Annotated in this window: 10 protein-coding genes; 6 read left to right on the top strand and 4 right to left on the bottom strand. The window is 71.4% G+C overall.

The window, feature by feature from the left end:
- Positions 1-155: 155 nt before the first annotated feature.
- From FHR66_RS07000 to FHR66_RS06990, 3 genes are all read right to left on the bottom strand, one after another.
- On the bottom strand, positions 156-644 hold the full coding sequence (locus FHR66_RS07000) for a GNAT family N-acetyltransferase (protein WP_160964971.1): 489 nt from the start codon (positions 642-644) through the stop codon (positions 156-158).
- A complete protein-coding gene (locus FHR66_RS06995; protein WP_160964973.1) occupies positions 641-2,263 on the bottom strand; it encodes an FMN-binding glutamate synthase family protein in 1,623 nt (540 codons plus the stop codon). The genes FHR66_RS07000 and FHR66_RS06995 overlap by 4 nt, the downstream gene beginning before the upstream one ends.
- A 151-nt stretch (positions 2,264-2,414) precedes the next feature.
- Positions 2,415-3,704: a nucleotide sugar dehydrogenase gene (locus FHR66_RS06990; RefSeq protein WP_160964975.1), complete on the bottom strand. Its 1,290-nt coding sequence runs from the start codon at positions 3,702-3,704 to the stop codon at positions 2,415-2,417.
- 358 nt (positions 3,705-4,062) lie between these two features.
- Between FHR66_RS06990 and FHR66_RS06985 the strand changes: the two genes are divergently transcribed.
- Together FHR66_RS06985 and FHR66_RS06980 are read left to right on the top strand one after the other, a co-directional pair.
- Positions 4,063-4,386, top strand: coding sequence for a transposase (locus tag FHR66_RS06985; RefSeq protein WP_160964977.1), 324 nt, complete (start codon positions 4,063-4,065; stop codon positions 4,384-4,386).
- A 16-nt stretch (positions 4,387-4,402) separates the two neighbouring features.
- Positions 4,403-4,579 carry a hypothetical protein gene (locus tag FHR66_RS06980; RefSeq protein WP_167087609.1) on the top strand — a complete coding sequence of 59 codons (177 nt, stop codon included), beginning with the start codon at positions 4,403-4,405 and terminating at the stop codon, positions 4,577-4,579.
- 85 nt (positions 4,580-4,664) lie between these two features.
- On the opposite strand, the gene FHR66_RS06975 is transcribed toward FHR66_RS06980, so the two are convergent.
- On the bottom strand, positions 4,665-5,645 hold the full coding sequence (locus FHR66_RS06975) for a substrate-binding domain-containing protein (protein WP_160964979.1): 981 nt from the start codon (positions 5,643-5,645) through the stop codon (positions 4,665-4,667).
- A gap of 160 nt (positions 5,646-5,805) precedes the next feature.
- Here FHR66_RS06975 and ptsP point away from each other — a divergent pair, with 160 nt between their 5' ends.
- The 4 genes from ptsP to FHR66_RS06955 all read left to right on the top strand — a co-directional run bounded on the left by ptsP (position 5,806) and on the right by FHR66_RS06955 (position 12,416).
- Positions 5,806-8,319 (top strand): phosphoenolpyruvate--protein phosphotransferase, encoded by a 2,514-nt coding sequence (ptsP, locus tag FHR66_RS06970; RefSeq protein WP_160964981.1) that lies wholly within the window; start codon positions 5,806-5,808, stop codon positions 8,317-8,319.
- Positions 8,316-9,269: a 1-phosphofructokinase gene (gene pfkB / locus FHR66_RS06965; RefSeq protein ID WP_160964983.1), complete on the top strand. Its 954-nt coding sequence runs from the start codon at positions 8,316-8,318 to the stop codon at positions 9,267-9,269. The genes ptsP and pfkB overlap by 4 nt, the downstream gene beginning before the upstream one ends.
- A 55-nt stretch (positions 9,270-9,324) precedes the next feature.
- A complete protein-coding gene (locus FHR66_RS06960; protein WP_167087607.1) occupies positions 9,325-11,055 on the top strand; it encodes a fructose-specific PTS transporter subunit EIIC in 1,731 nt (576 codons plus the stop codon).
- A gap of 92 nt (positions 11,056-11,147) precedes the next feature.
- A complete protein-coding gene (locus tag FHR66_RS06955; protein ID WP_160964987.1) occupies positions 11,148-12,416 on the top strand; it encodes a carbohydrate porin in 1,269 nt (422 codons plus the stop codon).
- Positions 12,417-13,076 lie beyond the last annotated feature (660 nt).

The following is a 13,076-nucleotide window of genomic DNA, read 5'->3' as shown; positions in this document are numbered from 1 at the left end:
ACGGGCGGCCGCAACGATGGCGAGCCCACCGCGAATGCCACGGCGCAAAACAGCATGGCGACCGCGACCGCCACCTCCGTGCTCCGCCCCTGCCATTCCCACGACGTTCCACGCCCTGCGCCCGCGCCACCCGGGCCACGCCCCGCCGGCAACGATTACTCAGCGACGCCGCGCTTCTCCATGAACACGCACGCGAGGACAATCCCGCTGGGATGCGGATAGCCTCCCTCGCGCAGCACCGCGTAGCCCTGGGCGCGGTAGAACGCCACCGCATTGAGCGCCGCGGCCAGGTGAATGCGCGGGCACGGCGCCAAGCGCTGCTCCAGCGCCTGCAGCAGGCGCCGGCCGAGGCCGCTGCCACGCAGCGCAGGGTCCACGAACAGGCCGTCGATTTCCGCGCCGGCCACGTCGACGACGCCGAAGCCGAGCACGCGTCCATCGGCGTCCTCGGCGACGATGGCCGCGCCCGCGGCGACCAGCTGGCAGTGGGAGGCCGGTGCCGGCGCTGCGGACCAGCGCGCGATCACCTCCGGCGGATAGTGGCTGCTGCAGACCTCGCGCACGCAGCGGGTGCGCAGCGCCCACAGCGCCGGGATGTCCTCGGGCACTGCCTGCCGCAATCGCGCCGACGCCGCTTCGCTCATTGCGACTTGCTGTCGCGCAGGCGGCGGATGCGTTCCGGCGGCTGGAACGAATCGCTGCGCGCATCGCCCCAGTAGTCGTGGAAGACCGCGTGGTCGGGCACCGTGCGCAGCAGTTCGCCCGGCTCCAGGTAGCGGTACAGCGAGGCCAGCGAGCGGATCTCCACCTGCGAGATGCGGCGCAGGATGTGTTCCGGCCCCAGCTGCGAGGGATGCGCCAGCCCGGCGGCGCTCAGCAATTCGCGCAACGCCTTGAGCGTGTTGGCGTGGTAATGCGCGACGCGGGTGGCCTTGTCGGTGGGATCCAGATGCTGCCAGCGGCGCCGGTCCTGGGTGGCGATGCCGGTCGGGCAGCGATCGCTGTGGCAGCTCAGCGACTGGATGCAGCCCAGCGCGAACATGAAACCGCGCCCGGCATTGCACCAGTCCGCGCCCAGCGCCAGGGTGCGCGCGATGTCGAAGGCGCTGGTGATCTTGCCGGCGGCGCCGAGCTTGATCCGTTCGCGGATGTCCAGCCCGACCAGGGTGTTGTGCACCAGCAGCAGGGCTTCGTGCATCGGCACGCCGACGTGGTCGATGAATTCCGCCGGCGCCGCGCCGGTGCCGCCCTCGGCACCGTCGACGACGATGAAGTCCGGATACAGCTCGCTTTCCTGCATCGCCTTGGCGATGGCGAACCACTCCCAGGGGTGGCCGATCGCCAGCTTGAAGCCGGTGGGCTTGCCGCCGGACAGCTCGCGCAGCCGCGCGACGAACTGCAGCAGTTCCAGCGGCGTGGTGAACGCCGAATGCCGCGACGGCGAGACGCAATCCTGGCCCATGGCGACGCCGCGGGTGGCGGCGATCTCGGCGCTGACCTTGGCCGCCGGCAGCACCCCGCCGTGGCCGGGCTTTGCCCCCTGCGAGAGCTTGATCTCGATCATCTTGACCTGCTCCAGCGTCGCGTTGGCGACGAAGCGCTGCGGGTCGAAGCGCCCTTCCTCGTCGCGGCAGCCGAAGTAGCCCGAGCCGATTTCCCACACCAGGTCGCCGCCGCACTCGCGGTGATAGGGCGAGATCGAGCCCTCGCCGGTGTCGTGGTAGAAGCCGCCCTGGCGCGCGCCGGCGTTGAGCGCGCGGATGGCGTTGGCCGACAGCGCGCCGAAGCTCATCGCCGAGATGTTGAACACGCTGGCCGCGTACGGTTGCGCACAGTCGGCGCCGATGGTGACGCGGAAGTCGTGGTCGGCGATCTCGCTGGTGGCCAGCGAATGGTTGATCCACTCGTAGTCCGGCGCATAGGTGCTGCGCTGGGTGCCGAACGGCACCACGTCCATCACGTTCTTGGCGCGCTGGTAGACCAGGGCGCGCTGCTGCCGCGAGAACGGCGCCTCCTCGATGTCGCTCTGCAGGAAGTACTGGCGCATCTCCGGGCCGACCGATTCCAGGCCGTAGCGGAAATGCGCCAGGATCGGATAGTTGCGGCGCAGGGTGCTGCGGGTCTGCAGCAGGTCCACGGTGCCCAGCAGCGCCAGCACGGCGAAGGCCACCACGCCCCAGCCCCACAGCGGCCAGATCGCGCACAGGGCAATGGACAGCGCCAGCAGCAGGCAGCTGGCGATATAGGCTAGGTAGCGGTGCATCGCGGTCCTCGCAGGAGTCGGAAGCCGGCGAGTGTAGAGGGTGTCGCGGGCGTGGCGTTGCCACGGCCGCCGGGTCCGCTCCGCGCAGGTACAGCTTGCGCATGCCCGCCGCGCCGGTGGCGCGGCATGGCGAGCCCCCCTGGGGAGGCGCCTACAGCCGGTCGTCCACCGCCGCGCGCGGCCACACCGACTTGACGTCGTAGACCACCAGGTCGGGCGTGCCGAGTGCGCGGATCTGCGCCGCGTCCAGGTCGCGGTAGGCGGCGTGCGCCACCGCCAGCACCACCGCGTCGTAGCGGCCGGGCACCGGTTCCGGCAGCAGGTCGACGCCGTGCGCCTGCGCCGCCTGCGGATCGGCCCAGGGATCGCAGGCGTCGACGCGGGCGCCGGCCGCGGCCAGCGCCTGCACCAGTTCCAGCGCGCGGCTGTTGCGCAGGTCCGGGCAGTTCTCCTTGAAGGTGACGCCGAGCACCAGCACGGACGCTTCGGCCATCGCCACGCCCTTGCCGGCCAGCAGCGCCTGCACCCGTGCGGCCACGTGCGCGCCGACCCGGTTGTTGACCTGGCGCGCGGTGTGGATCAGGTCCGGGTGGTAGCCCATGCTCTCGGACTTGTGCAGCAGGTAGTACGGATCCACGCCGATGCAGTGGCCGCCGACCAGGCCGGGCCGGAACGGCAGGAAGTTCCACTTGGTGCCGGCGGCGTCCAGTACGTCCTGGGTGTCGATGCCGAGCCGGTCGAAGATCAGTGCCAGTTCGTTGACCAGGGCGATGTTGACGTCGCGCTGGATGTTCTCCACCACCTTGGCCGCCTCGGCCACGCGGATCGACGGCGCGCGCCAGGTGCCGGCGACGATGATGCCGGCATACAGCGCGTCCACGGCGTCGGCGGCGGCCGGGTTCGAGCCGGAGGTGATCTTGCGGATGTCGGCCAGGCGCCGCTGCCGGTCGCCGGGGTTGACCCGCTCGGGGCTGTAGCCGCAATGGAAATCGACGTCGCAGCGCAATCCCGAGCCCTGCTCCAGCAGCGGCACGCAGACCTCCTCGGTGGTGCCGGGATAGACGGTGGATTCGTAGATCACCAGGTCGCCGCGCTTGAGCACGCCGGCCAGCAGTTCGCTGGCCTGGCGCAGCGGCTGCAGGTCGGGTTGCTCGTGCGCATCGATCGGGGTCGGCACGGTGACGATGTACACGTTGCGGTCGCGCAGCTCGGCCGCGTCGTCGCTGTAGCGCAGGTGCACGCCGGCGCGCAGTTCCTCGGCCTCCAGTTCCAGGGTCTGGTCGTGCCCGGCGCGCAGTTGCGCCACGCGCTCTCCATCGATGTCGTAGCCGAGCGTGTCGTGGCGGGCGCCGAACGCCACCGCCAGCGGCAGGCCGACGTAGCCGAGGCCGATCACGGCGATGCGCGGCGGCGCGGAATCGAACACGGGGGCGACGGACATACCAATCCTTTGCGGCACCGGCGGCAGCCGTCGGTGCAAGGGGGGTGAAAAGCATGGGAGTCCGCGGGCGGACGCCGCCCATGGTAAGCCGCACCGCTGACGCCGACCAAGCCGGTCCGCGCAACGCCAGTGTTGCAGGCATGTGTGCGTCTTCACGCGCGCGACGTGCGGCGCCTTCACAACATGGTGTGTGAAGGTCGCTGCCTGGCGTCACGCTTTGCGTCCGCGCCACCGCGTCTTGCCGCGCAGACGACATAAGCACCACTCCGCCTTTACGCGGGGCGGCCTAGTCTGGGGAAGTGGACGCGTCAGGGGGCGCCTCCGCATCCCCCTTTCCTCTCACTCAAGGAGAACTCGCGTGAGTCACGCTCCGAGCCTGCTCGTGGATGTCGAAGCCGAATTGGCGCATTGGAAAGCGCTGCACGCGGCGGGCAAACTGGGGTCGCAGTCGTTCAGCGAACATGCGCGCCTGATCAAGATGGCGTGCGACGTGTTCCTGCAACTGCCGCGCGAATCCAACGACGTGCGGCTGCAGCGCCTGCGTCAGCGCTACGACGGCGAGCACCCCTGGCCGCGCATCGCCTGGAGCGATGCCGAAACCCTGGTCGTTGCCTGCTGGGCACGCCTCGACGGATCCGAGCAGCGCGACCACCACCCAGATCCGGCGCACACCCCCGCCTGATCCAGAAGGTCCACACATGTCCCTGCCCGCCAACCGCGACAACGCCCACGATTCCCAGCAACGCAGCCAGACCTCCGACAAGATGCACAACGACGACGCGCAGTGGAAAGCGCGCGATCAACCCGACAGCGATCCCAAGCACGACCACGCCGACCCGGAACACGACTATCCGCGCCCGGACGGCAGCAAGTAGGTAAGCATGTTACCCCTCCCGCTGCGGCCGACCACGGTCATCGCCGCAGCGGCACCCCTCCCGCAACACCACCGACCTGCGGCAGTCAGCGCAGGCTCGACCCACGCACGATGCAGCGGCCGCTGAGCACCACCTTGCGGGTCGGCTGCGCCGGCGCGTTCATCCGCTCCAGCAGCAACGACATGGCGGTACGGCCCATCTCTTCGACCGGCTGTTCGATCACGGTGATGCCGGGTTGGACCAGGTCGGTCCAGCTTTCGTTGTCGAAGCCGGCCAATGCCAGGTCCTGCGGAATGCGCAGGCCGGCGGCCCGCACGGCCTTCATTGCGCCCATCAGCAGCAAGCTGTTGCTGGCCACCAGCGCATCCGGCCGCGGCGTCTGTGCCAGCCAGGCCTGGACCTCGGCAATCGCCGCCTCCGCGCTCGGCGCCACCTCACGGTAGTCCGGCGCCAGGCCGTGCCCGCGCATCGCGTCCAGATAGCCATCGCGGCGCTCGGCGGCGGTGCTGCTGGTCTTGCCGAACAGGCCGCCGATGCGGCGCACGCCGCGGCCGACCAGATGATCGACCAGGGCGGCCATCGCCGCGGCATTGTCCAGGACCACGCTGTCGTGCGTGCCGCCCTTGCCGGCGCGGTCCAGCAGCACCACCGGATGGTCGAAGGTCAACTTGCCCAGTTGGCCCTGGGTGGTGCGGGTGGGGGCGAAGATCAGCCCGCTGACCCGCTCTTCCTGCATCAGTTGCAGATACAGCGCCTCGCGCTGCGGATCCTCGTCGGTATTGCACAGGATCACCCGCATGCCGGCGCGGTAGGCGACGTCCTCGACCGCGCGGATGGCCGCGGTGAAGAACGGATTGCGGATGTCGGCGACAATCAGGCCCACCACCCCGGAGTGCTGCGAGCGTAGCCGCCGCGCCATCAGGTTGGGGCGATAGCCGGTCTCGCGTACCGCCGCCTCCACCCGTGCCCGCACCTCTTCGCTGACCGGGCCCTGGCCCAGGGCGCGCGACACCGTCGAGGTCGAGACGCCGGCGACCCGGGCCACGTCATGGATGCTGACGCTCACTGGCAACGTTCCCGCATATTTTTCATTTCCACTCCCTGTCGCCTGGCGTTTCTTGATAGTAGCACCGGCTTTTTCCGAAGGATTTGTGCACCGCACATTGACTATAGACTGGGAACGTTCCCACACTGCGCCCACTCGCCGCCCACCCCAAGGAACCCGCGTGTCCCAGACGCCCTCCTCTCCCCTGGTTTCCAGCGACCTGGTCCGGGTCGATGTCCAGGCCCGCGACAAGGCCGACGCGATCGCCCAGGCGGCGCAGTTGCTGGTCGCCGCCGGCTGCGTGCCGCCGGCCTACGAGGCCAGCATGCTGCGCCGTGAAGCGCTGGCCAACACCTTCCTGGGCCACGGCGTGGCGATCCCGCACTGCACCGGCGAAGACCGCCACCTGGTGCGCCGCGACGGCATCGCGGTGCTGCAGCTGCGCGACGGCGTGGAGTGGAACCCGGGCCAGACCACACACCTGGTGGTCGCCATCGCCGCCCAGTCCGACACCCACATCACCGTGTTGCGGCGCCTGACCCGGCTGATCCAGGACCCGCCACGGCTGGAGGCGCTGTTCGCCAGCGACGACCCGCAGGCGATCGTCGCCGCCCTGAGCGAGGACGCGGCCGTCGCCGCGCCCACCGCCGCGGCCAGCGACCTGGCGGAACGCTTCGAGTGGACCGTGCGCTATCCCACCGGCCTGCACGCGCGCCCGGCCACGCGCTGGGTGGAAACCGCGCGCGGCTTCGCCGCCCGTATCCAGGTGCGCGCCGGCGACCAGGTCGGCGATGCCAAGAACCTGGTGTCGCTGCTGCAACTGGGCCTGCACGCCGGCGACACCGTGACCATTTCGGCCGAGGGCCAGGACGCCGCCGCAGCGCTGGCGCGGCTGCGCAGCGTGATCGACGGCCTGACTGCGCAGGAGCAGGCCGACGCCGAGGCCGCCGCACAGCGCCGTGCCGCGCCGGTCACCGGCTGGACCCCGCCGCAGGCGCAGCCGGCCATCGTCGGCATCGGCGCCAGCCCCGGCCTGGCGATCGGCGTGGTGCACAAGCTGGCCGGCCATGACGTGGCGGTGGCGGACACGCCGGTACCGCTGAGCGACGGCGGCGCCCTGCTGCACGACGCCCTGCAGCGCACCCGCACGCAACTGCAGGCCATCGAAGAGGACACCCGGCGCCGGCTCGGCGCCGGCGATGCGGCGATCTTCCGCGCCCAGGCCGAACTGCTCAACGACACCGACCTGATCACCCTGGCCTGCCAGTTGATGGTCGAAGGCCACGGCGTCGCCTGGTCCTGGCAGCAGTCGGTGGAGCGCCTGGCCAACAAGCTCTCGGCGCTGGGCAACGCGGTGCTGGCCGGACGCGCCAGCGACCTGCGCGACGTCGGCCGCCGGGTGCTGGCGCAACTGGATCCGGGCCTGGCCGGCGGCAGCCTGGAGCAGTTGCCGGCCGCGCCATGCATCCTGCTCGCGCACGACCTGTCGCCTTCGGACACCGCCAACCTGGACACTCGCCGCGTGCTCGGCCTGGCCACCGCGGTGGGTGGCCCGACTTCGCACACCGCGATCCTCTCGCGCACCCTGGGCCTGCCGGCGCTGGTCGCCGGCGGCGCCGACCTGCTGGACCTGGAGGATGGCGCCACGGTGATCGTCGACGGCACGAGCGGCCGCCTGTACGTGGCGCCGTCGGACGGGGACCTGGCCTCGGCCCGCGCCTACATCGACGAACAGCAGCAACTGCGTGCGCGCGAAGCCGAACAGCGCAACCAGCCGGCGCAGACCGAGGACGGCCATCGCCTGGAGATCGGCGCCAACGTCAACCTGCCCGAGCAGGTCGCCGCGGCGCTGGCGCAGGGTGCCGAGAGCGTGGGCCTGATGCGCACCGAATTCCTGTTCCTGGAGCGTGGCAGCACGCCCAGCGAGGACGAGCAGTACGCCACCTACACCGCGATGGCGCAGGCGCTGGACGGCCGCGCGCTGATCGTGCGCGCGCTGGACATCGGCGGCGACAAGCAGGTCGCGCACCTGAACCTGCCGCGCGAGGACAACCCGTTCCTGGGCGTGCGCGGCGCGCGCCTGCTGCTGCGCCGCGCCGACCTGCTGCAACCGCAGTTGCGCGCGCTGTACCGCGCGGCCAAGGACGGCGCGCGCCTGGCGATCATGTTCCCGATGATCACCTCGGCGGCGGAACTGCTGACGCTGCGCGCCGAATGCGAGCGCCTGCGCGCGGAACTGCAGGCGCCGGAGGTGCCGCTGGGCATCATGATCGAAGTGCCGGCCGCGGCGATCCAGGCCGATGCGCTGGCCAAACACGCGGATTTCTTCTCGATCGGCACCAACGACCTGACCCAGTACACCCTGGCCATCGACCGGCAGAACCCGGACCTGGCTGCCGAAGCCGACAGCCTGCATCCGGCGGTGCTGCGCCTGATCCGCACCACCGTCGAGGGCGCGGCGCGCCACGGGCGCTGGGTCGGCGTGTGCGGCGGCCTGGCCGGCGATGCGTTCGGCGCCGCGCTGCTGGCCGGCCTGGGCGTGCACGAGCTGTCGATGACGCCCAACGACATCCCGGCGGTGAAGGCGCGCCTGCGCGGCAGCCGCCTGGACGCGCTGCAGGCGCTGGCGCAGCGCGCGCTGGACTGCGAAAGCGCGGCCGAGGTGCGGGCGCTCGACGGCGGGGCCGGCGCATGAGCGTCGATGCCGTCACCGTCACCCTGAATCCGGCGATCGACCTGACCGTGGCGATCGACCGGCTGCAGCCCGGCCAGGTGCATCGCGCGCGCAGCGCCCACGCCATCGCCGGTGGCAAGGGGATCAACGTCGCCGCCTGCCTGGCCGACGCCGGCCTGCGCTGCGCCGCGCTCGGCGTGCTCGGCGCCGGCAATGCGCCGGTGTTCGAGGCGCTGTTCGCCGAACGCGGCATCGACGATCGCTGCCTGCGCGTGCCCGGCGACACCCGCAGCAATCTCAAGCTGGTCGCCGCCGACAGCGGCGCCACCACCGACATCAACCTGCCCGGCCTGGCCCTGGAGCAGGCCCAGCTCGACACCATCGGCGCGCGCCTGGCCGACGTGCTGCGCCCCGGCCTGCCGGTGGTGCTCAGCGGCAGCCTGCCGGCTGGCCTGGCCGAAGACACCTGGCGGCAGCTGCAGGCGCAGGCCGCCGCCGCCGGCGCGCGGGTGCTGCTGGACACCAGCGGCGCGCCGCTGCATGCCGCCCTCGACGCGCCGCGTGCGCAACTGCCCTTCGCGATCAAGCCCAACCGCCACGAACTGGAGGAATGGGCCGGCGCGCCGCTGGCCACCACCGCCGACCTGCTCGGCGCCGCACGCGCGCTGCTGGCGCGCGGCATCGGTCTGATCGCGGTGTCGCTGGGCACCGAGGGCGCGCTGTTCGTGCGCGGCGAGCAGGCGCTGCTGGCGCAGCCGCCGCAGGTCACCGGCGGCAGCAGCGTCGGCGCCGGCGATGCGATGGTCGCCGGCCTGGTCGCGGCATTGCGCGCCGACGCCGACCTGGCGACCTGCGCGCGCCAGGCCACCGCCTTCGCCGTGGCCACGCTGGGCAGCGGCGTCGCCCGCCGCCTGCCGCGCGAGCGCCTGCCGGCGCTGGCGGCCGCGGTCCGCCTCGAGACCCTGTCATGACTTCCGCCGCGTCGCTACCGTGCGCCGCGTCCTCTTGCGCTCATCGGGAGCCCGCATGAATCCGATCCTCGTGGTGATCGCCGCCGGCGATCGCAGTACCGAAGCCGTCCTCGCCGCCGAGGCGCTGCGCCATGCCGCCACGCTGCGGGGCGCAGTCCTGCAGGCCGAGGTGCGCACGCCGCAGGGCGTGATCGCGCCGCTGGACCTGGCCGCGGCATCCGCGGCCGCGCCACTGCTGCTGATCGGCGACGGCGAGGCCGACACCGCCCGCTTCGCTGGCCGCAGCCTGCACCGCAGCAGCCTGGATGCGGTGCTGGCCGATGCCGGCGCCGTGCTGGCGCCGCTGCTGGCGAACGCCACGACCAACGCCGCCGTTCCCGCCGCTGCCGGCAGCGCCGAGGGCGCCGGCAAGCGCATCGTCGCCATCACCTCCTGCCCCACCGGCATCGCCCACACCTTCATGGCCGCCGAAGGCCTGCAGCAGGCGGCCAAGGTGCTGGGCCACCAACTTCGGGTGGAAACCCAGGGCTCGGTGGGCGCACAGGACGCGCTCAGCGCCGAGGAGATCGCCGCGGCCGACCTGGTGCTGATCGCCGCCGACCGCGAGGTCGACCTGGGCCGCTTCGGCGGCAAGCGCCTGTTCAAGAGCGGCACCAAGCCGGCGATCAACGACGGCCCGGCGCTGATCCGCAAGGCCCTGGCCGAGGCCAGCGTGCACATGGCCGGCACTGGCGGCAGCGCCCAGGCCCAGGCCCAGGGCGGCCGCTCCGCCGGTCCGTACAAGCACCTGATGACCGGCGTGTCGTTCATGCTGCCCTTCGTCACCGCCGGCGGCCTGCTGATCGCGCTGGCGTTCGCGCTCGGCGGCATCTACGCCTTCGACGACGCGCACAAGGGCACCCTGGCCTGGTCGCTGTTCCAGATCGGCGCCAAGGCCGGCTTCACCCTGATGGTGCCCGCCCTGGCCGGCTACATCGCCTACTCCATCGCCGACCGCCCCGGCATCGCCCCGGGCATGATCGGCGGCATGGTCGCAGCCAATCTCGGCGCCGGCTTCATCGGCGGCATCTTCGCCGGCTTCATCGCCGGCTACGGCGTGGCCGCGCTGAACCGGGCGATCAAGCTGCCGCGCACCCTGGAAGGCCTGAAACCGGTGCTGATCCTGCCGGTGCTGGGCACTCTGCTGGTCGGTCTGGCCCTGCTGTACGTGGTCGGCCAGCCGGTGGCCGAGCTGCTGGCCTGGCTCACCGAATGGCTGCGCGGCATGCAGGGCAGCAGCGCGGTGCTGCTGGGCCTGCTGCTGGGCGCGATGATGGCCTTCGACATGGGCGGGCCGGTCAACAAGGCCGCCTACGCCTTCTCCACCGGCCTGATCGCCAGCCAGGTGTACACGCCGATGGCCGCGGCGATGGTCGCCGGCATGACCCCGCCGCTGGGCATCGCCCTGGCCACCTGGGTGTTCCGCAACCGCTTCACCCAGGACGAGCGCGGCAGCAGCGCCGCCACCGGCGTGCTCGGCCTGGCCTTCGTCACCGAAGGCGCGATCCCCTACGCCGCGCGCGACCCGCTGCGCACCATCCCCGCGCTGATGCTCGGCTCGGCGCTGGCCGGCGCCATCTCGATGGCCGCCGGCGCCGAGCTGAAGGTGCCGCACGGCGGCGTGTTCGTGCTGCCGATCCCCAATGCGGTCAGCCACCTGGGCATGTACCTGGTGGCGCTGCTCGCCGGCACCGTGGTCACTGCCGTGGCGTTGCGGGTGCTGAAGAAGCCGGTCGTCGTCGCCTAGTCCCTTCCATGCGCCGGCGCGTCGCCATGCGATGCCCCTCCCCCCGTCGCCGCTGGCGGCGCGCCGGCCTTTCCCTGCTGAGGAGTTCCGCCATGTCCCGTCCCCTCGTCTCGCACCTGCCCCTGGCCACCCTGGCGCTGGCCCTCGCCGCGCCGCTGGCCCACGCCCAGGACGCCAGCGACGCGTTCAAGCTCAAGCTCGCCTACACCGGCGAGGCCGCGGTCTCGCTGGACGGCGGCAAGCATGAGGGCAGCGCCTACGCCGGCCAACTGATGTTCGGCACCGACGTGGACCTGCAACGGCTGTTGGGCTGGAACGGCGCCACCCTGAAGGTCTACGGCATCAACCGCCACGGCACCAACCTGGCCAACGGCAACATCGGCAACAGCACCTCGGTTCAGGAAATCTACGGCGGCCAGGGCACCCGCCTGGCCAACTTCACCATCGACCAGAAGCTGTTCAACGACCGCCTGGAACTGGAAGCCGGCCGCAGCGTGGCCAACATCCACTTCCTGGGCTCGGAGCTGTGCGGCTACTTCCAGGGCAACTCGGCCTGCGGCAACCCGACCTTCGTGTTCCGCACCAGCAACTTCACCTACTGGCCGGTGTCCAGCTGGGCCGCGCACGCCAAGGCCTGGGTGACGCCGAACGTCTACGTCCACGTCGGCGCCTATGAGGTCAACCCGATCCAGGCCGAGCGCGGCCAGCACGGCCTGAACTGGAGCACCAACGACCGCACCGGGGTGATCGTGCCGTACGCGATCGGCTACAGCACCCAGACCAGCGGCGCGCGCCTGCCGGCGATGTACGAGATCGGCGGGTGGCAGGACAACTCCGATTACCGTGACCCGCTCAACGACCGCAACGGCAACCCGGCGCGGCTGAGCGGGCTGGACTACGCCAATCGCAACGGTCGCTCCGGGGCGTTCGTGCGCTTCGAGCAGCAGGTCACCCGCCCCGACCCGGACAGCAACCGCGGCCTGGTAGTGTTCGGCTCGGCGCTCAAGGGCACCTCCGGGCAATTGATCGAAGACCACTTCCTGGAGCTGGGCCTGGTCCAGCGCGGCACCTTCGCCAGCCGCCCGCAGGACAACATCGCCTTCGTCGTCACCCAGCAGCACTACAGCGACGACGCCCTGGAAGACCTGCGCCTGGCCCGCGCCGCGGCCGGCGGCAGCGGCACCCCGCACCGTTCCCAGACCATGATGGAACTGAGCTACGGCATCGAGGTGACCCCGCAACTGCGCATCGCGCCGAACCTGCAGTACATCGTGCACCCGGACCAGTTCAACGAGCCGGCGCGCACCCGCGACCTGCCCAATGCCTTGGTGGCTGGGTTGCGGCTGGACTGGACCCTCTGAAGGGCGGAGAGTCGGGAATCGGGATTGGGGATTCGCAAAAGCAGGCGGGTCGCGGCTGGGGCGGTGCGTGCCGGGTGATGGCGCATGCTGTTTCGGACGCCCCCGCGCTCGGCTCCCTGCCCTGGCGTGACGGCTGGACACGGATTGGCGCAGCGGCGGCGATGGCGGGTCTGCGTCCACCCGCGCGTGTGAAGGCCCGGCGGTGAACGCCTTTCCCTTGTCGCGCCGCTCGGGCGCAGCGCCCTCCACGCCAGGGAGACCGCGCTGGCGCCGATTGCGCGCCGGCCACCTCCGATGACCCGGCGCTGGATGACAGGACGATAGCCAACCGGCCGAGCGACAGATGGCAGAACGCACGAGGCCCCGGCATGCCGGGGCCTCGTGCGTTTCCTTCCCTGTGATTCCTATCGCAGTGCGGCTACGCCAGTCCATCGGCGCCTGCGGGAGCGAAAAGTGGCCGGCAAATCGAGATCCGTTCGATTCCGTGCGAGCCGTCTCCCTGGCGCGGGAGCGGTGACGTTGCCGGCGCGTTCATGATGCCGCCGCCCGGGGGGGCGTGAGGATCGGCGGATGCCGCGGCAGGCTATAGGGTTTTCCCTACCCGGCGGAGTCAGGACCAACACCGCGCAAACGATGTCATGGATGACAATCGTCATCACC

Source organism: Xanthomonas sp. F4, assembly GCF_011761895.1.
Note: the sequence above shows the minus strand (reverse complement) of the source record. Positions and strands in the feature narration are given on the sequence as shown.

What these genes read in the sequence shown, in the direction of transcription:
- FHR66_RS06990 (WP_160964975.1), bottom strand. Translation starts at nt 3,704, where the DNA reads ATGTCCGTCGCCCCCGTGTTCGATTCCGCGCCGCCGCGCATCGCCGTG.
- FHR66_RS06995 (WP_160964973.1), bottom strand. Translation starts at nt 2,263, where the DNA reads ATGCACCGCTACCTAGCCTATATCGCCAGCTGCCTGCTGCTGGCGCTG.
- FHR66_RS06960 (WP_167087607.1), top strand. Translation starts at nt 9,325, where the DNA reads ATGAATCCGATCCTCGTGGTGATCGCCGCCGGCGATCGCAGTACCGAA.
- FHR66_RS07000 (WP_160964971.1), bottom strand. Translation starts at nt 644, where the DNA reads ATGAGCGAAGCGGCGTCGGCGCGATTGCGGCAGGCAGTGCCCGAGGAC.
- pfkB (WP_160964983.1), top strand. Translation starts at nt 8,316, where the DNA reads ATGAGCGTCGATGCCGTCACCGTCACCCTGAATCCGGCGATCGACCTG.
- FHR66_RS06980 (WP_167087609.1), top strand. Translation starts at nt 4,403, where the DNA reads ATGTCCCTGCCCGCCAACCGCGACAACGCCCACGATTCCCAGCAACGC.
- FHR66_RS06955 (WP_160964987.1), top strand. Translation starts at nt 11,148, where the DNA reads ATGTCCCGTCCCCTCGTCTCGCACCTGCCCCTGGCCACCCTGGCGCTG.